The 18,653-nt window shown below is 70.7% G+C and carries 14 protein-coding genes; 7 read left to right on the top strand and 7 right to left on the bottom strand.

Annotated elements, in window-relative coordinates; all coding sequences use genetic code 11:
* Positions 1-23: 23 nt before the first annotated feature.
* Positions 24-311 carry a hypothetical protein gene (locus ACZ7OH_RS25585; protein WP_470283073.1) on the bottom strand — a complete coding sequence of 96 codons (288 nt, stop codon included), beginning with the start codon at positions 309-311 and terminating at the stop codon, positions 24-26.
* 111 nt (positions 312-422) lie between these two features.
* On the opposite strand from ACZ7OH_RS25585, the gene ACZ7OH_RS25580 reads away from it, so the two are divergent.
* Positions 423-1,550, top strand: a complete 1,128-nt coding sequence (locus tag ACZ7OH_RS25580; RefSeq protein WP_470283072.1) for a hypothetical protein — start codon at positions 423-425, stop codon at positions 1,548-1,550.
* Between the two features lie 60 nt (positions 1,551-1,610).
* On the opposite strand, the gene ACZ7OH_RS25575 is transcribed toward ACZ7OH_RS25580, so the two are convergent.
* Positions 1,611-2,786 carry a zinc-dependent alcohol dehydrogenase gene (locus tag ACZ7OH_RS25575; RefSeq protein ID WP_470283071.1) on the bottom strand — a complete coding sequence of 392 codons (1,176 nt, stop codon included), beginning with the start codon at positions 2,784-2,786 and terminating at the stop codon, positions 1,611-1,613.
* Positions 2,783-3,778, bottom strand: a complete 996-nt coding sequence (locus ACZ7OH_RS25570) for an SRPBCC family protein (RefSeq protein WP_470283070.1) — start codon at positions 3,776-3,778, stop codon at positions 2,783-2,785. Before ACZ7OH_RS25570 ends, ACZ7OH_RS25575 begins: the two co-directional genes overlap by 4 nt.
* A 158-nt stretch (positions 3,779-3,936) precedes the next feature.
* On the opposite strand from ACZ7OH_RS25570, the gene ACZ7OH_RS25565 reads away from it, so the two are divergent.
* Both ACZ7OH_RS25565 and ACZ7OH_RS25560 read left to right on the top strand, forming a co-directional pair.
* The gene (locus tag ACZ7OH_RS25565; protein WP_470283069.1) at positions 3,937-5,091 is read left to right on the top strand and encodes a glutathione-independent formaldehyde dehydrogenase; all 1,155 of its coding nucleotides are present in this window, start codon (positions 3,937-3,939) and stop codon (positions 5,089-5,091) included.
* Positions 5,092-5,192: 101 nt separating this feature from the next.
* A complete protein-coding gene (locus ACZ7OH_RS25560; RefSeq protein ID WP_470283188.1) occupies positions 5,193-5,486 on the top strand; it encodes an Imm53 family immunity protein in 294 nt (97 codons plus the stop codon).
* A 55-nt stretch (positions 5,487-5,541) separates the two neighbouring features.
* Here ACZ7OH_RS25560 and ACZ7OH_RS25555 read toward each other — a convergent pair whose 3' ends face one another.
* Complete coding sequence (locus tag ACZ7OH_RS25555) at positions 5,542-7,368, bottom strand: RICIN domain-containing protein (RefSeq protein WP_470283068.1); 1,827 nt, start codon at positions 7,366-7,368, stop codon at positions 5,542-5,544.
* 292 nt (positions 7,369-7,660) lie between these two features.
* Here ACZ7OH_RS25555 and ACZ7OH_RS25550 point away from each other — a divergent pair, with 292 nt between their 5' ends.
* Complete coding sequence (locus tag ACZ7OH_RS25550) at positions 7,661-9,112, top strand: endo-1,4-beta-xylanase (RefSeq protein ID WP_470283067.1); 1,452 nt, start codon at positions 7,661-7,663, stop codon at positions 9,110-9,112.
* Between the two features lie 29 nt (positions 9,113-9,141).
* Positions 9,142-11,535: a ricin-type beta-trefoil lectin domain protein gene (locus ACZ7OH_RS25545; protein WP_470283066.1), complete on the top strand. Its 2,394-nt coding sequence runs from the start codon at positions 9,142-9,144 to the stop codon at positions 11,533-11,535.
* A gap of 24 nt (positions 11,536-11,559) precedes the next feature.
* On the opposite strand, the gene ACZ7OH_RS25540 is transcribed toward ACZ7OH_RS25545, so the two are convergent.
* On the bottom strand, positions 11,560-12,078 hold the full coding sequence (locus tag ACZ7OH_RS25540; RefSeq protein ID WP_470283065.1) for a hypothetical protein: 519 nt from the start codon (positions 12,076-12,078) through the stop codon (positions 11,560-11,562).
* 132 nt (positions 12,079-12,210) lie between these two features.
* On the opposite strand from ACZ7OH_RS25540, the gene ACZ7OH_RS25535 reads away from it, so the two are divergent.
* Together ACZ7OH_RS25535 and ACZ7OH_RS25530 are read left to right on the top strand one after the other, a co-directional pair.
* Complete coding sequence (locus tag ACZ7OH_RS25535) at positions 12,211-12,711, top strand: SigE family RNA polymerase sigma factor (RefSeq protein WP_470283064.1); 501 nt, start codon at positions 12,211-12,213, stop codon at positions 12,709-12,711.
* Positions 12,711-13,754: a hypothetical protein gene (locus ACZ7OH_RS25530; RefSeq protein ID WP_470283063.1), complete on the top strand. Its 1,044-nt coding sequence runs from the start codon at positions 12,711-12,713 to the stop codon at positions 13,752-13,754. Before ACZ7OH_RS25535 ends, ACZ7OH_RS25530 begins: the two co-directional genes overlap by 1 nt.
* A 67-nt stretch (positions 13,755-13,821) precedes the next feature.
* Here ACZ7OH_RS25530 and ACZ7OH_RS25525 read toward each other — a convergent pair whose 3' ends face one another.
* Both ACZ7OH_RS25525 and ACZ7OH_RS25520 read right to left on the bottom strand, forming a co-directional pair.
* Positions 13,822-17,484, bottom strand: a complete 3,663-nt coding sequence (locus ACZ7OH_RS25525; RefSeq protein WP_470283062.1) for a glycoside hydrolase family 3 C-terminal domain-containing protein — start codon at positions 17,482-17,484, stop codon at positions 13,822-13,824.
* A 203-nt stretch (positions 17,485-17,687) separates the two neighbouring features.
* The gene (locus tag ACZ7OH_RS25520; RefSeq protein WP_470283061.1) at positions 17,688-18,560 is read right to left on the bottom strand and encodes a helix-turn-helix transcriptional regulator; all 873 of its coding nucleotides are present in this window, start codon (positions 18,558-18,560) and stop codon (positions 17,688-17,690) included.
* Positions 18,561-18,653: the final 93 nt, after the last annotated feature.

The raw sequence follows: 18,653 nt of genomic DNA, 5'->3' as shown, positions 1-18,653 counted from the left end.
ACCCGCGGCCCTCCGGGACAAACTCAGTCATGAGCCCGCGCGAGGTGCTGGCCGCGAAGGACGGCGTAGAGGTGGTCCGGGTCGTGGGGGAAGGGGAATCCCATGGCGCAGGCCCGTTCGGCGTCCTGCCGGATGCCGCGCAGCGCACCGGGGGACAGCTCCGGGACGCCCGGGCCTTCGGAGCGCAGCCAGTCGAGCAGGTCGTCCCACCCCGCCCAGTCGCCGGCTGCCAGCACCGTCTGCACCGCGGCGCGGTCGAACTCTTCGGCGCGCAGATCGTCGCCGGTCGTCGTAGCGTCCTTTTCGCTCATGGAACGGCCGTACCCCGTGCTTCAGGCGGCAAACGCCCGGCCGGGCGTTTGCCGGTGATCGAGCCGGGAACCCGGAGAGCTCACTCCGGAAACCCGAGGGAAGGCTCGAGTATGACCGCCCAGCGTGCGCCGGAGGCCCTGGTGGTGGGCCTGCTGACCGATGACGGGTTGCCCGGGCAGCTCGCCGGGAGAATCGCGGACGACCTGCCCGCCCGCCTGGCCCGCGACCTCGGTGAGGAGACGGCCTGGCGCGTCGAGCACGAGACGCAGTCGCTTCCCCTGAACGAGAAGGGTGACATTCCCATGCTGGCCCTGGCGGAGGAGCGCCGGGCCGAACACGGCTGGGACCTGCTGGTGCTGATCACCGACCTCCCGCGGCGAGCCGGGACGGTCCCGATCGCGTCGGACTACAACGGTGACCACGGCGTGGCGATGGTGTCCCTGCCCGCGCTGGGTGCCCTGCGGTTGCGCGGCCGGGCGTCCCGGCTGGTCATCCACCTGGTCCGGCACCTGGTGGCGCACCGCTCGGCGAAGGAGGCGGACCCCCCGCGGGGGATGCTCGACCGGCTGCGGGAGGTGGTGGCGCCGACGCGGCACATCCACGGCCGCGGCGCCGCCGACGAGCACCTGGCCCTGGTGGGTGTGCGCGGCCGGCTGCGGCTGCTCGCCGGGATGATCCGCGACAACCGCCCGTGGCGGCTGGTGCCCAACCTCGCCGGCGCCACCGCGGCCGCGGCGGCCACCGCCGCGTACGGCATCATCACCACCTCGTTCTGGAAGCTCGCCGAAGCCCTGCCCTCACTGCGGCTGGCCGGGATCACGGTCCTGGCGATCGTGGTCATGGCGGGCTGGCTGATGGTGCACAACCACCTGTGGGACTCCCCGTCCGGGCACCTCGACCGGCGGAAAGCCATGCTGTACAACGCCTCCACCGCACTGACGCTGTCCATCGGTGTCGCCTGCATGTACGCCATCCTGTTCGCGCTGGCGCTGGTGGCGTCGATCGTCCTGGTCGAAGGCACTTACTTCGGGGAAGTCCTCGGCCACCCGGCGGGGCCGGCTTCCTACCTCAAGCTGGTGTGGCTCGCGACCTCCGTGGGCATCGTCGCCGGGGCGGTGGGTTCGAGCGTCGAAGACGAGGAACGCGTCCGCCGGGCGACCTACAGCCGGCGTGAGCGGGAGCGGCAGCAGCGCAACCGCGAACGCGCCGAGGAAGCCGAAAACGGCGGGGACGACTGAGCGGTCGCCGGGCCCCGCATCCGGCCACCGGCTTCGACGGTGGCCGGATCCGGGCGCCGGTCAGGGTTTGAGGACGACCTTCTCGCAGTTGTCCTGCTTGTTCTTGAACATCTCGAAGCCGCGGTCGGCCTCCTCCAGCGGCAGCGTGTGGGTGATGATCCGGGTCGGGTCGAGCTCCCCGCGTTCGATTCGCCGCAGCAGCGGCTGCATGTAGCGCTGCACGTGGCACTGCCCGGTCCGCAGGGTCAGCGACCGGTTCATCCACGCACCGGCGGGAAACTTGTCCAGCAGGCCGCCGTAGACCCCGATCACCGAAACCACGCCGCCGCTGCGGCACGAGAGGATCGCCTGGCGCAACGCGTGCGGGCGGTCGGTCTCCGAGCGCACGGCCTGCTTGACCCGGTCGTAGGCGGCGACGTGCGCGCTGCCGTGGGTGGCTTCGAGCCCGACGGCGTCGATGCACTTGTCGGGTCCGCGGCCACCGGTCAGCTCCAGCAGCCGGGACCGGACGTCGACCTCCTCGAAGTTGACCGGGATGTGGCCCGCGCGTTCCGCCAGCTCCAGCCGGTACGGCTCCTTGTCGATGGCGATGACCTTCGCGGCGCCCAGGAGCCGGGCGCTGTCCATGGCGAACTGGCCGACGGGGCCGGCGCCCCAGACCGCGACCACGTCACTGGACCGGATGTCGCACATCTCGGCGCCCATGTACCCGGTGGGCAGGATGTCGGAGAGGAACAGCACCTGTTCGTCGGTCAGGTCCGACTCGATCTTGATCGGGCCGACGTCGGCGAACGGCACGCGCGCGTACTGCGCTTGGCCGCCCGCGAAACCGCCGGTCAGGTGCGAGTAGCCGAAGATCCCGGCGACCGGGTGGCCGAACATCTTCTCGGCGATCCCGGCGTTGGGGTTGGAGTTCTCGCAGCAGGAGTACAGGTCCGCGGCGCAGGCGGCGCACGCGCCGCAGGCGATCGGGAAGGGCACGACGACCCGGTCCCCGGCGCGCAGCCGGCCCGGATCGACGCCCGGGCCGACCTCGAGCACCTCGCCCATGAACTCGTGGCCCAGGACGTCGCCGTCCTGCATGGTGGGGACGTACCCGTCGACCAGGTGCAGGTCCGAGCCGCAGATCGCGGTGGAGGTGATCCGGACGATCGCGTCGCGGTGGTTCAGGATCTTCGGGTCCGGGACGTCGCGGACCTCGACCTTGTTGCGGCCCGCCCAGGTGTTCGCCCTCATGCGTCCGGTCCCTTCTCGAGCTCGGCGTCCGACAGCGGTTGCGCGGGACGCTGGGGGAATTCCTTGCGCGCCCGCTTGCCCCACGGAGCGCCGTCGGACCGGACGACCTCGCCGGTCTCCAGGACCTGCTTGAGCCGGCGCAGGTCGTCGTCGAGCTGCTGGTGCGGTTCTTCGCCGAAGTACTTGGCGACTGCCTTGCCCACCGCGCCGCCGGGGATTTCGTACACCAGGACGACGTGGACCTCGGTGCTCTCCCCGTCGGGCGCGGGTGCGAACCAGACGGTGCCGGCGTTCGGCACGGTGGCTTTCCCGGTCGACCGCCACGCGATCCGCTCGCCGGGCGTCTTCTCGGTGATTTCCGCGTCCCATTCGACGTCCTTGCCGAACGGGGCACTGGCGGACCAGTGGCTCGTCCGGTCGCCGGTCGTGCGGACCTGCTCGAGGTGCGCCATGAACGCCGGAAGGTTCTCCAGGTCGCGCCAGAACGCGAAAACGTCCGGCACGGGTTTGCGGATGGTTGTCGCTGCTGTCAATTCCACGGAATCTCCTTTGCGTGCTTCCCGCGCCGCCCGCGGGGTACCGCCGTGCGCGCGAGTCGCGCGCACGGCGGTCAGCAAGTCCAGTGCCGTGATCCCGGCGACGGCGCCGGTCACCCCGGCGAGCCGCCGGCGGCGGTTCCCGCCGCGGTGGGCGAGGGCGATGCCGAGCGCGGTCAGGTCCATCGCGTCGCCCGCGACCCGGGTCCACGCCCAGGCGCCCTTCCGCCGGCCGGCGAGCAACCCGGCCGCGTGGACCAGTTCCCGCACACCGACGACCGGCACCACCGCCCGCGACCTCGCGGAGTCGTCCACGCCGCTGATCCGGCGCACGGTGTGCGGTGCGGCCACCTGTGCCACGCCGAGGCCCAGGCTCAACCAGCCCAACCGCCGGCCCTGCCGCTGCACCTCCTCGTGCTTTTTTCGTTCTGCTGTCGGGCTCACCGAGCGCGTCATGGTCAGCCTCCGTATCCGGTTGCGCTCTGTATCCGATCGACGGCGGCTACCCCTCGGCGATCCGGCTAACCCACCGACACGTTCGGACGGTGGTGGTTTAGCGGTGTGCCCGCCGGACATTCGTGCCCCGAGGGGAAATCCACGACGAGGAGAAAATCGTGAAGGCAGTGGTGTACGAGGGTCCGCGGCAGGTCAGCGTCAAGGACGTGCCGGACGCGCGGATCGAGCGGCCGACCGACGTCCTGGTGCGGATCACGTCGGCGAACATCTGCGGCTCGGACCTGCACATGTACGAGGGCCGGACCGACTTCGAGACCGGCCGCTGGTTCGGGCACGAAAATATGGGTGAGGTGGTCGAGGTCGGCGACGGGGTCGACAAGGTGCGGGTGGGCGACTGGGTCGTCCTGCCGTTCAACATCGCTTGCGGGCACTGCAAGAACTGCGAGCGTCAGCTGACGAACTACTGCCTGACCGCCCAGCCCGAGCCGAAGATGGCCGGTGCCGCGTACGGCTTCGCCGACATGGGCCCGTACGCCGGCGGACAGGCCGAGCTGTTGCGCGTGCCCTGGGGTGACTTCAACTGCCTGCGGCTGGGCGAGGACGCCGAGCAGCGCCAGACCGACTACGTGATGCTCGCCGACATCTTCCCGACCGGCTACCACGCCACCGAGATGGCCGGTGTGGTGCCCGGCGATCAGACGGTCATCTACGGCGCGGGTCCGGTCGGGCTGATGGCCGCCCTCTCGGCGACCATCCGCGGGGCGAGCAAGGTGATGGTCGTCGACCGGCGCCCCGACCGGTTGCGCCTGGCCGAATCGATCGGCGCGATCGCCATCGACGACTCGAAGGTCGACCCGGTGCAAGCCGTGCTGGACCAGACGATCGGACTGGGCGCGGACAACGGTTGCGAGTGCGTCGGCTACCAGGCGCACGAACCCGACGGGCAGGAGAAGGCCAACCTGACGATGAACCGGCTGGTCGCCTCGGTGCGCTTCACCGGGAAGATCGGCAACGTCGGCGTCTTCGTGCCCCAGGACCCGGGGGCCGAGGACGAGCTGGCCAAGCAAGGCAAACTCGCCTTCGACTACGGCATGTTCTGGTTCAAGGGCCAGCACATCGGCAGCGGCCAGGCGCCCGTGAAGAAGTACAACCGGCAGCTGCGCGACCTGATCGCCGCGGGCAAGGCCGAGCCGTCGTTCATCGTCAGCCACGAGCTGCCCCTCGACCGCGCACCGGAGGCGTACGAGCACTTCGACAAGCGCGACGACGGCTGGACGAAGGTAGTCCTGCACCCGGCGATGGCGGGCGCTTGACCTGACGGGAGGCCGGCGCCACGACCTCCAGGGCGCCGGCGACCTTCCCGGTGGAACTTCCTCAAGGCCGATGTCGCGCGGGCTGACTACTATCAGCCAGGATCAGGACCGGCGGCGAGGCGACCTTCGACCTCGACGCGAGGTGCGACGGCGCCTGGGAGCACGAATTCGGCGTGCGGCTGGAGACGCTGGACAATCCGGGCTGGCGGCTGCGTGCCGACATCGTGGGCACTGGTGCGGAGGGCCGGGTGCTGCCGAGGTCGAAGGTGGACCTCGGACCGGGTCGCTGGCTCTGGACGTCGGCGGACGGCGAGAGTTACGAAGCGTCCTGCGACTCGCGGTCGCTGCGTGAGTTGCTCGAGGCGTTCCGCGGCTTCGTGGCCGTTCCGGGATGAGTGAGACGGTCCGGAACCGCCGGCCATCGAGTTCCGGACCGCCACCTCCGACGCCTCAGCCCACCAGGAAGTCCTGGTTCGTGCCCGGTGCGTCCTTGCACGGCCACTGATCCAGCTGCTGACCGGGACTGGTGCCGGCGTTGGGCACGTCCAGGCACAAACCGCTGCGCTGGTTGCGGAACTCGTACGAGCCGTCGGACTGGGGGACCGGTTGCCACAGGTTGCCGGTGGCCGAGTTCGGGGGTTGCTGCACTATGTCGGGCGTGCCTTGGACCGTGGCACCGCCCGAGACCGCCACGTCCTGGCCGGAGTTCTGCGCCCGCAGTTCGCCGTAGCCGCCGGTGCCCGGGATGAACTGGAACTGCTGGTTGGACTGTCCGTTGCAGGTCCACTGGTCGATCGCCGCGCCCGCGGCCGCTGTGTTGCCGTAGACGTCGAGGCACAGGTTGTCGTGGGCGGCGACCAGCCGGTGGTAACCGGTGGGGAACCCGCCGCCGGAACCCGATGCGGGTGTCAGGTAGACGGCGAACGCGTCGTGGGACGCCTGGAACGTGAGCGGCACCGTGATCGCCGCGCCGGCGCTGACGTTCTGGTTGTACACCACCTGCGGTGCGGCCAAGGGCGCCTGGTCGGGGATGCGGTGCACCGTGACGTTCACGCTGCCGTTGCTCGCCAGCCAGGGAACCGAGCCCAGGCCGGTGAAGGTGACGGACGCGGCGCCGGTGTACCCGTTGGAATCGCCGATGATCGCCACCGCGCGCTTGGCGGTGGCGTCCTCGGCCGCCGAGATCGCCGTCGAGCCGACCTGACCGGCGGTGCCGACGAGCGTTCCGGTGAGGTCGGCGTAGTCGCGCATCACCCACCAGTTGCCCGTCGGCTGCCACGTCCCGCCGCTCTGGGTGAGGATGCCGGTGAGGTTCGGCGTGACGCAGCAGACCCAGTTGCCGCGCATCGCGTTGGTGTACCCGGATTGCGCGAACCGCGCGAGGTACCACGCGGTCACGCCGGCGGTCTGCCGGTCGGCGGGCTGGTACTCGTTCGCCGACAGCGGCACCGCGCCGATCCCCGCCGCGGCCAGGGCGCTGTTCAGGGACTGCGAGACGGTGACCGGGTCGTCGACGTCGCCCTCGTCGTGGTTGGTGATCATGTCCGGCACCGTCCCGGCCGCCTTTGCGTGCGCCAGCCAGGTTCGCCATTGCTCGGGCCGGCTTTGCGGGGTGTAAGCGAACGACGGGCCCACGATCTGCGCCCCGGGAGCGATGCGGCGGATCTCCCGGTAGGCGGTGTCCCACATCTGGAAGTACTGCGGGCTGTTCACACTCCGCGTCCAGAACACCGAGATGTCCGGCTCGTTGTCGATGTCGTAGGCGAACTTCAGCCCGGAGGCCTGCAGCGCGCCCACCGTGGCGTCGATGAACTTCAGCCAGTTCGAGCAGTCGCCGTTGTCGCACGGGTACACCGTGTTCGACGGCTGCCCGCCGTTGAGGCCGTAGATGTCGGTGACGAGCACCTGGTACTGCGCGTGGTAGGGCGGCCGGGTGAGCCGCTTCGCCTGCGCGATGATCGAGTCGACGTCGGCCTTGGTCGCGGCGCCGTTCTGGTAGCCGTCCTTGATCCAGCCGCCGGAGAACCAGCCGCCGCCGCGGAAGGCGTTGATGTTCAACGGCTGCAGCAACGAGTCGGCCGGTTGGCTGCCGTCCTGGGTGATGCCGTAGAGGAAGCCTTCGCCCACACCGGTCGCCGGTCCTCGCGTCGCGGAAAGGTCCACCGACAGCGATTCGCCCGCCGCCTGGCTGGTGGCCGGGGCCAGCACCGACCCGGCCAGCACCAGCGCCGCACCCAGCACCGGCCGCAGCCGCCCGAGCCTGGTTGTCGTTCTCATGGGTCCTCCTGCGTCGCACGCGACCGCCGGAACGGGCCGGCGGGGTCGAACCGGTTCGACCGGCGGGGTCGGGCGGACGTTACGTCCTGAGTCGGACGCGGTCAACGTGCGCGCAGCCGAAAACCGCGCTGCCACTGGGTTTCCGTGGCACGTCGATGAAAGTTTCAGCCGCGGCCGTGCACGTTTCACGCCTCACTTGACAGCGATCACCGCCGGGGAGTTACCTGTTTTCGCTGTCACACCAGGGATCGCGCCACCCGCAGAGATGTCGACGACGCCATCGGAGTCCGCCATGCGCCCCTTCACCCGCAAACCGCGCCGATCACGCCGCTTCCGTTTTGGTGCGCCCGCCGTCGTGATGGCGCTCGCCGTGGCGGTGGCACCGCCCGCGGACGCGGCGTCGACGCTGCGTTCGCTGGCCGAGGCCCAGAACCGGTACATCGGAACGGAAATCACCGGCAACATGGTGAACAACGCGACGATCACCTCGCTCGCCGGCGCCGAGTTCGACATGGTGACCCCGGGCAACGAGATGAAGTGGGACACCACCGAGCCCGGCAACGGTTCGTACAACTTCGGCCCCGGCGACAACGTCGTGTCTTTCGTGCAGTCGCACAACATGCGCGTCCGCGGGCACAACCTGGTCTGGCACGCACAGCTGCCCGGGTGGGTGAACAGCCTGCCGCGCAACCAGGTCCAGGGCGCGATGGAAGCCCACATCACCACCGAGGTGAACCACTACAAGGGAAAGATCTACGCCTGGGACGTGATCAACGAACCCTTCAACGAGGACGGCAGCCTGCGCCAGGACGCCTTCACCGGCGCCATGGGCACCGGCTACCTCGCCGACGCGATCCGCACCGCGCACAACGCGGACCCGAACGCCAAGCTGTACATCAACGACTACAACATCGAAGGCGAGAACGCCAAGAGCAACGCTCTTTACAGTCTCGCGCAATCCCTGCTGTCCCAAGGCGTACCGCTCGGCGGGATCGGCCTGGAAAGCCATTTCATCGTCGGCCAGGTCCCGTCGTCCATGCTGGCGAACATGCAGCGTTTCGCGGCGCTGGGACTGGACGTCGCCATCACCGAGCTCGACGACCGCATCCAGCTGCCGGCCTCCGGCAGCAGCCTTCAGCAGCAGGCCAACGACTACGCCACCGTGGTGAAGGACTGCCTGGCCGTCACCCGCTGCCCCGGCGTCTCGCAGTGGGGCGTCGGTGACGCCGATTCGTGGATTCCCGGGACCTTCCCCGGCTACGGCGCCGCGAGCATGTACGACAACAACTACCAGCCCAAGCCCGCTTACACCGCCACCGCGACGGCTCTGGGCGGCCCGCCTCCCACCGGCGGCGGGACCGGGCCGTTGCACGCCGTGGGCGCGGGCAAGTGCCTGGACGTGCCGAACTCGACCACCACGGCCGGCACGCAGCTGCAGATCCGGGACTGCTCGGGCGGCTCGAACCAGAGCTTCACCCACACCTCCGCGGGCGCGCTCAGCGTGTACAACGGCGGCGACTGCCTCGACGCCAGCAGCCGCGGCACGAGTCCGGGCACCAAGGTGATCATCTGGCCCTGCAACGGCCAAGCCAACCAGCAGTGGACCGTCAACGCCGACGGGACGGTCACCGGCGGGCAGTCCGGGCTCTGCCTGGACGTCACCGGAGCGTCCACCGCCAACGGCGCCCTCGTCGAACTGTGGACCTGCAACGGCCGGAGCAACCAGCAATGGACGCTCGGCTAGCCGCGTAACTGCTGTGAAAGGAACTCGTCATGTCAAGGTTCAGGCGTCGGCGGACAGCGGCGGTCATGGTCGGCTGCCTCGCGCTGACCGCCAGTGGTGCCGTGGCCGTCACGGCCGCACCGGCCGAAGCCGCGACTTCGATCACGATCAACGGCTCGTCGGGCGGGCGCACGTTCGACGGCGTGGGGGCGATCAGCGGCGGCGGTGGCAACTCCCGTCTGCTGATCGACTACCCGGAGCCGGAACGCGGCCAGATCCTGGACTACCTGTTCAAGCCCGGCTACGGCGCTTCGGTGCAGATCCTCAAGATCGAGATCGGCGGCGACACCAACTCCACCTCCGGCGCGGAGCCGAGCGTCGAGCACACGCGGGGGACCGTCAACTGCGACGTCGGCTACGAGTTCTGGCTCGCGGAACAGGCGAAGGCCCGCAACCCGAACATCAAGCTGTACGGACTGGCCTGGGGAGCGCCCGGCTGGATCGGCGGCGGCAACTTCTGGTCCACCGACACGCTCGGCTACCTGACCACGTGGCTGGGCTGCGCCAAGCAGCACAACCTGGCCATCGACTACCTCGGCGGCTGGAACGAGCGCGGCTACAACGTCGGCTGGTACGAGAACCTGCGGTCCACGCTCAACTCCGCCGGCTACTCGGCGGTGAAGATCGTGGGTGCCGACTCCGACTGGTCGATCGCCAACGACGTCAATTCCAACCCCGCTCTCGCTTCGGCCATCGGCATCATCGGCGCGCACTACCCGTGCGGCTACCGCTCGGCCCAGTCGAACTGCGGTGTGCCTGCGGCCGCCAGCTCGTCCGGCAAACCGTTGTGGGCCAGTGAAAACGGCTCGGACGACTACAACGGCGGCGCGCAGGCGATGGCCCGCGGCCTCAACCGCGGGTACATCGACGGGAAGATGACCGCGTACCTCAACTGGCCGGTGATCGCCGCGATCACCCCGAACCTGCCGTACCCGACCATGGGTGTCGCGCTGGCCGCGCAGCCGTGGTCCGGCCACTACGCGATCGGCAAGAACGCCTGGGTGCTGGCCCAGACGAGCCAGTTCACCGCGCCCGGCTGGCAGTACCTCGACGGCTCCAGCGGTTACCTCGGCGGCAACCGCAACAACGGCAGCTACGTCTCGCTGAAGTCGCCGAACAACCGGGACTACAGCACGGTCATCGAGACGGTGGACGCGGGCGGGCCGCAGACGCTGGCCTTCACCGCGACCGGCGGCCTGTCGACGGGCGCCGTGCACGTGTGGGCCACCAACGTCGGCTCCGGCAACGCGGCCGACTACTTCGTGCACACCACCGATCTCACGCCGTCCGGCGGCGGTTTCAGCCTGACCGTGCAGCCCGGGTACGTCTACACCCTCACCACCACGACCGGGCAGGGCAAGGGCGCCGCGGCCGGCCCGGCGCCGGGCGCGCTGAGCCTGCCCTACAGCGATTCCTTCGACAGCACCGCGATCGGCGCCGAGGCGAAGTACCTGATGGACTGGCAGGGTTCCTTCGAGGTGGCGGGCTGCGGCGGCGGCCGCGCGGGCCGGTGCGTGCGCCAGATGAGCGCGCAGGCGCCGATCACCTGGGACCCGCTGACTGACCCGCACACCCTGCTCGGCGAGCTGGGGTGGAGCAACTACACCGTTTCCTCCGACGTCCTGCTCGAAAAGTCCGGGTACGCCGAGCTGATCGGACGCGCCGGCAGCCAGAGCTACACCGGAGCGGCCGGGCTCAACGCCTACCACCTGCGCGTGAGCGACACCGGGAACTGGTCGATCCTGAGCTCGAACACCAACGGCACGGTCTCCACCGTCGCCCACGGCACGGTCGCGGCGCTGGGCACCAACCGGTGGCACACGCTCGCGCTCACCTTCTCCGGCAGCACCATCACCGCCGTCGTCGACGGCGCGACCGTCGGCTCGGCGAACGACTCCACGTGGGGAGCCGGTCAGGTCGGCTACGCGACGAGCCAGGGGGAGACGGCGCAGTTCGACAACCTGTCCATCACCCCGGGCAGCGGCGGAACCGGCGGCACGACGTCGACGGTCGTCGGCGCCGGGTCGGGCCGCTGCCTGGACGTGCCCAACGCGTCGCAGACGTCGGGCACCCAGGTGGAACTGTGGGACTGCAACGGTGGCGCCAACCAGCAGTGGACCTCGACCGCCGCGGGTGAGCTGCGCGTCTACGGCAGCTCCTGCCTCGACGCCAGCGGCCAGGGCACGACCCCCGGCACCAAGGCGATCATCTGGACCTGCACCGGCGGCACCAACCAGAAGTGGACGCTCAAGTCCGACGGCACGATCGTGGGCACCCAGTCGGGCCTGTGCCTGGACGCCATCGGGAACGGCACGGGGAACGGAACGCTGATCGACCTCGCCACCTGCACCGGGGGCGGCAACCAGAAGTGGACGCGGAACTGACCCGGCCGTCCGCCGATCCGGCCGTCACGCGGCGAGCCGCAGCGCGAGGTACACGCCGCCGCCCGCGGCCAGGAACCCGAGGAGGAAGCCGGCCCAGCGCGGGATGTCGTAGTCCTCGAGCAGCGACTCGCGGCCGAGCGCGATGAGCAGGCCGAGCCCGCCGAACACGATCATCCAGACGTCTTCGCTGATCGTCGCGCGCAGGTCGACCACGGTGCCGCCCTTGCGCACCATGACGATCTCGTCGGTCTGCTTCGCAACCTCGACCACGACCGGCGTGCCCGGCTCGGTGTCGAGCTCCGGGTGGCGGTCGCCGAACTCGAAGGTCTCGTTCTCCGCGTCCCGGACGGTGATGAAGTACGTGGTGTAGGTGGTCGAGTCCGGCCCGCTGGAGGGGTGGACCACCTGCCGGTGGGCGACGACCGTGCCCTCGAGCTCATAGGTCGGCGCGTCCCGCACGTCCAGGTCGTGGATCGCGTAGGTGAGCAGCGCGGACGGGAGCGCGAACCACAGCACGGTGCCGATGAGCCGCAGGATGATCATCGGCCGAGCCGACCACAGCGGCGCCCCGGACGGGAGGGGACAAACGCCCTCACCCGGGGTTGTGCGCGCGGGTTCGCAAGAAAGTTCCGCCTGGAGGTACACGGATCGCGAGCGGCGGCAGTCTTCCTAGTGATGGCTGACTACGAGGACTTCGTCCGGGCGCACCTGCCGCGGCTGCTCCGTTACGCGACGATGCTGACCGGAGAGCGGGAGCAGGCCGCTGACCTGGTGCAGGACGTGCTGGTCAAGGCGTACCGACGGTGGTCGCGGATCAGTGACGCCGAGCACCCCGACCGCTACGTCCTGCGGATGGTGACCAACGACTACCTGTCCTGGCGGCGCAGCCGGTCGGCGCGGCTGATCGCCGTGGGGGACCCGCCGGACGCGGCTCGGCCGGACGACTTCGCATCGGACCACGCGGCCCGCGAGGACATGTGGCAGCGCCTGGCGCGGTTGCCGCGGCGTCAGCGCGCCGTCGTGGTGCTCCGGTACTACGAGCAGTTCGCCGACGCCGACATCGCCGGCCTGCTCGGCTGCGCCCAGGCCACCGTGCGGGCCCACGCCCGCAAAGCCCTGACGACCCTGCGACACGGCCTGAGCATCGACCGGATGGCCCAGGCGAAGGAGAGCTGATGGACATCGAGAACCTGATCAAGGACACCTTCACCGCCCACGAGCCCGACGCCCCCGACAGCGACCAGGTGCTGGCGGCCACGCGTCAGCACCTCGACCGCAGGCGCGCCGCGGTGAGCCGTCCGCTCGCGGCCGGCGCCGGGGTGGTGCTGCTCGTCCTGGCCGCGGCCGGCGTCGTCGCGCTGAACCGGCCCGCGCCCGACAACCAGGTGGCCACGGGTACCGGCCAGAGCAGCGGACCGGCCCCCGTCGCGGCACCGGCCAAGCCAGGTATCGCGGAGCTGACCATGCCCTACTCGCTCGGCTGGCTGCCGCCGGGCAAGGCCGACTACCTCGCGCGTCGGATCAACACCGGTGGCAGCGCGGCGAACCCCGGCAAGCCGGTGTACGGCGGCGAGTACATGCTGACCGTCACGTCCGGGCGTCAGGTCCTGCTCGTGGACGTGCAGGAAGTGAAGATGATGCCGGTCGATCACGCCGCCTTCAAGTCCGGTCCGGGCCAGTCCGTCACGATCGCCGGGCGGGCCGGCGTGGAGAGCTCGCACTCCGGCGGCCCGGGCGGTTACGAGGTGTACCTGACCCACCCCGAAGGCGGCTCGCTGTACGTCAACGTGTCCGCGCAGCCGGGCAGCACGGCGCCGGCGCAGCAGCTGATCGACGCGGGCCGCCGCGTCGCGGGGAGCATCACCTTCCCGGGCAAGACCACCGTCACCCCGGCGTTCGGCCTCGGCCAGCTGCCCGACGGCCTGCGGATGTGCGCGTTCGACGTCGAGGAGAGCGGCCCGAGCGGTCCGCGCACGAGCTACTCGGTGGGCACGTGCAGCACCCTGCCCCCGATCCAGGTGCGCGTCGACGAGGCCGACCGGGTGCGCGGCACCGCGGGGCAACCGGTCCAGGGCCACGCGACCCGTTACGTGGACGAGAACGGTTACCACACGCTCTGGATCCTCAAGGCCGTCCACGACGCGCCGATCGCCGTCGCGGGCCGCGGCGCGCAGGCGGAGCTGTACGCCATCGCCGACCACCTCGTCCTGCCCCGCTGAGGTCCCGCGGGTCCTCTTCGGACACGACCGAAGAGGACCCGCGGTAGGCCGGACGCCGCGTGCGTAGTCAGCCGATGGCGATGGTGAAGATGTGCATCGCCGCCGTGCCGGAGTTCGCGCCGTCGCTCACGTCCGGCAGGGTCACCGACTGCACCGTCTTGCCCGCCTGCAACGGGATCGGCGCGTAGTACAAGCTCACCTGCTGGTTCAGCCGGCCACTGCTGTTGTTGAGGTACGGCAACGTCGTGAGGATGTCGCCGCCGGTTGCCGCGTTGGCCCACCAGTCCGCGAAGCTGACGCTGTGGGACTCCGTCGTGCCGTCGGTGTAGGTCACCGTCGCGGTGCCGGTCGGGCTGCCGTAGTCGCCGGCGCCGATCAGGCCGAGGGTGTGGCCGGTGCCGGAGACCGTGATGGTCTGCCCGCCGGCCACCCCGCCCGCGACCACGTTGTCCGGGCTGCCCGGCGTCACGTTGGGCCACGTGAACGTCAAGCCGTCGTGGGTGAACGTCGCGCCCGGAGTGAGACTCGGCGTCGCGGCGGCCAGCGCCTGCGCGGAGAAGCTGGCGTTGCCGCCGTCGAAGTTGCCCGCGCCGGGGGTGGCGTCGTCGCTGACGCCCACGTTGTTGTAGGCCGCGGGCAGCGACGGGTACGGCGGGTGCGGCAGGATCACGGTGGTCGCGTCCACCGAGGTGCCGGGCCCGTTGGCGGAGGTGAACGTGGCCTGCGCCGACACGTCGAACTTCCCGGGCTGCGCCGAGGCCGGCACCGTGACCTGCCAGGTCGTCGTGACGGTCTGCCCCGCGGCCACGGTCGGGAAGGTCGACGGCGAGGTGGCCGTCGCGGTCCAGCCGGTGGGCACGCTGAGCGTCAGGGTCACGTCCCGCAGCGGCCGGGCTCCCGCCGGGTTGGGCAGGGTGGTCGTGACGGTGTACGTCGTGCCCGGTTGCACCCGGTCGGGTGCGCTGAGCGTGAACGGCTGCTTGACCACCACGGGCGCCGAGCCGGTGACGCCGTCGACCGTGACGCCGATGGTCGCGACGCCGGGCGCGAGCAGGGTCACCTTGCCGGTGCGGCTCACCTGGGCCACGCGCGGATCGCTGCTGCGGTAGGTGACCCGCTTGCGCGCCAGGTCGACGAACGACTGGTCGTTGTTCACCGCCTCCACGACGTGGTCCGCCGGCACGTGCTGAGCGGCTTGGGCGGTGTCGTCGGCGATCCACGGGTTCTTGCCCGCCAGGTCGAGGCTCTGACCGGGCGCGAACACCACCTGGTCGGGCTGCACGGTCACGGACTGCGTCCGCGGGGTGATGGCGCCGGTGACGGCCACCGTGGCGGTGCCGGCGAGGTGGGCGGCGTCGGCGCCGACGCCGAACCGGTAGGCACCGTCGTACACCACCTGGCGGTGCTTGGCCTCGTCCCAGAACGACAGGTCGCTCAGCCGCACCGGGATGGTCAGGTGCTGGGTCCGGCCGGGGGCCAGCACGTCGGTCTTCTGGAAGCCGGCCAGCCGCTGGCGCGGCAGTTCGACGCCGGGCACGCTGAACGCCGTGGCGGCGTACAGCTGCGCGACGGTGGCGCCGGGCGTGCTGCCGGTGTTGGTGACGTCCAGCCCGATGGTGACCTTGCCGTCCGCACGGGCGGTCCTGGTGTCGGCGCGCACGTGTGAGTAAGCGAAGCCGGTGTAGGAAAGGCCGTAGCCGAACGGGTACGCCGGGGTTCCGGTGAAGTACTGGTAGGTGCGGCCGAGGCCACCGGTCTGCGACGGCGTCAGCCCGTAGTTCTTCATGCCGGGCAGCTGCGTGTCGTCGGCGTACCAGGTGAAGTTCAGGTGCCCGCTGGGGTTCTGCTTGCCGAACAGCACGTCGGCCAGCGCGGTGCCCTGGCTTTCCCCGTTGTACGCGCTGAACACGATGGCCGGGTAGCCGCTCTTGGCGTGGTCGAGGGAGACCGCGCCGCCCGCCTGCACGGCCAGCGCGGTGCGGGGGTTGCCGGCCGCCGCGACCTGGTCGAGCAGCGAGTCGTAGTTGCCCGGCATGGCGATGCTGGTGCGGTCCTTGCCTTCGGTGGCCACGTTCGTGTCGGTGCCGGCGACCACCACGACCAGGTCGGCGGTCTTGATCGCGGCCAGGGTCGCCGCCGAGCAGCTCGCCGCCGTGGTCGTGCCACTGGACGTCCCGCACGCGTCGAAGGTGACCGTGGCGGCCGGGTTGGCCGCCTTGAGCGCGGACGTGATGCCCTGCACGGCGTTCACCTGCAGCGCGGGCTCGCCGGAGTAGTCGCCGAGGGTGACCTTGCCGGCGAGGTCGCCGACGACGACCACGCTGCCGAGCTTCGCCGGATCGGCGGGCAGCAGCGGCGCCGCCGTGCCCGAAACCCGGTCGTTCTTCAGCAGCACCAACGAGTTGTCCGCGACCTTCGTGGCCAGCGCCTGGTGCGCGGCGCTCTGGAGCTGGTCCTTGGTGATCTTCGTGTAGGCCACCCGGTCGGCCGGGTCGAACTCACCGGTCTGCATGCGCATGGTGAACAGGTGCACCAGCGCGTTGTCGACGACGCCCTCGGAGAGGACGCCGGCCGTGATGGCCTCCTGGATGTTGGCCACGGTGTCTTCGGAGCCGGTGCAGTTGAGCTGGGTGCCCGCGCGCAGCGCGTACGCTTGGCCGCCCGCGGCGCCGGAAACCTGTTGCCCGGTAACGGTGTTCGTCCACTGCGTCGCCGCGTTGGCGGTGGCCGTGGTCCAGCCCGGCGGTGCCCAGTTGTGGCTGCCGGGCGCGTAGACGTCGCCGACCGCGCCGCAGTCGGACGTCGTGTAGCCGTCGAAGCCGTAGGTGCGCTGGGCCAGTTCGTTGGCCGTGTAGGTGTTCGCGGGCGCCGGCGTGCCGTTGATCGCGTTGTACGACGTCATCAGGCCGGACACGTGCGCGTCCTGGACCAGGTCCCGGAACTGCGCGGTGTAGTAGTCGCGGATGTTGGCGTCGGTGGTGTCGGAGGAGTCCGCGTGGCGGTCGTTCTCGACGTCGTTGAGCGCGTAGTGCTTGGCCGTGGCCGCGACCTTCAGATAGGGGGTCATCGGCCGGCCCGACGGCGTCTGGCCCTGGTAGCCGTTCACGAATGCGCCGGCCATCTTCGCGACCAGGTAGGGGTCTTCGCCGAACCCTTCGTCGGTGCGGCCCCACCGCGGGTCGCGGTCCAGGTTCACCGTGGGCGCCCAGTAGGTCAGGGAGCCGTAGCCGTTCTTGTCGGGGCCGATGTTGTTCTGCGCGACGCCCCACAGCGACTTGTCCAGCATGCCGCGGGCCTCGTCGGAGATCGCCGTCGTCTCCTGGTAGATCAGCCCCGGATCCCAGGACATCGTGCTCGCCAGGTTCGTCGGGAAGCTGGTGGCGTGCACGCCGCCGGTGGCGGTGCCGGGGTTGGTGTTCGCGCCGAGCGTGTTGAGCCCGTGCTGGCCTTCGCTCCAGTAGGTGTACTGCTGCACGCCGAGCCGCGGGATGGCCGGCGCGCTGTTGGTGTGCAGCTGCAGCACCTTCTCGGGCAGCGTCATGCGGGAGACGAGGTCGGCGGCCCGCTCGGCGAAGCTGTAGTGGGTGTCGCGGTAGACCGGCAGCGCGGCCGCGGCCGGCTGCGGACCGGCCCACGCGGACGGGACGAACGTGGCCGCGGTCATGGTGGCGGCGAGCAGGGAGGCGGCGGTGAGCCGTGCCCTTCGCCGGCCGGGGAGCAGCAGGGACATCGGATCTCCGTCACAGAGCGTCGGTGGGGATCACGTCGGTCCCCATCGTTAGCGCCGATCCCGTTTCGAGGCAAGGGTTCCGGCTTCGCCCGGTCGCCGAGCTGCGCTCTCCGGATGTAAGTTTCAGCCGGTGGACTCCCGGACGGCGGCGCTCGAACATCCCGAAACTTTCGCGGGTTCGTGGCGACGCCGGTGATCGCGGTCTACGCGAGCTGTTCCCGCGGGGCCGGTGCGCCGGTCGCCGCGGCCAGCCGGAGGTTGGTCTCGGCGGCACTGCCCGGGACGGCGGTCATGATCACGATCTTGAGCTCCGTGTCGCCGTCTCCGAGCACGTCGCAGTTCACCGCGATCGGTCCCACCGACGGGTGGTGGATCGTCTTCTCGTCCTCGCGGTGGCCGGCGACGGAGCCGGTGGCCCACAGCCGCGCGAACCGCCGGTTGCCCGCGGTCAGCTCGCCGATCAGCCCGGCGAGGCGGGCATCGCGCGGGAAGCGCCCGGTGGCGCGGCGCAGGTCGGCGACGACGGCGAGGTCCGTGGTCTCGGCGTCGAGCTCGGTCACCGGCCACTGGGCCAGGCAGGCGGGGCCGTCGTCCAGCGGGAAGCGGTCGCGGGCGAAGTTGCGCCGGCGGGGTTCCGCCGCCGAGGGGTCGCCCAGCAGTGCGGCCCAGCTCCGGTTCCACCAGACCAGCTGCCAGTCGGCCGCGAACACCGCGACCGCGACGTCGCCGAGCCGGGAGAGCACGCGGTGGACGCCGGGCGGGATGTGGTCGGAGATCGTGCCGTTGGCGGGCGGGGTGAGCCCGGCGAGCCGGTACAGGTGGTCCCGTTCGGGGACCGAGAGCTGCAGCGCCCGCGCGAGGGAGGCGACCACCTGCACCGAGGGCGTGGTGGCCCGGCCCTGCTCCAGGCGGACGACGTAGTCGACCGACAAACCGGCGAGGTCGGCGAGCTCTTCGCGGCGCAGCCCGGCCGCGCGGCGGTTGCGGCCCACCGGCAACGCCGCGGCGGAGGGCGGCAGCCGGTCCCGCCAGGTGCGGATCATCGCGCCGAGCCCGGCCCCGGGTGTCGTGGTCACGGTCCCATCTTCCCCCGGGGACGGGCGCCGGGCCCGGTTCGAGGGTGGTACTGCTGTTCCTACCGTCGAGGCGTCCCTGGCCGCCCGCGCCCG

It is taken from the genome of Amycolatopsis sp. NPDC114478 (genome assembly GCF_055633805.1).
This window is presented reverse-complemented; position numbering and strand designations above follow the sequence as displayed.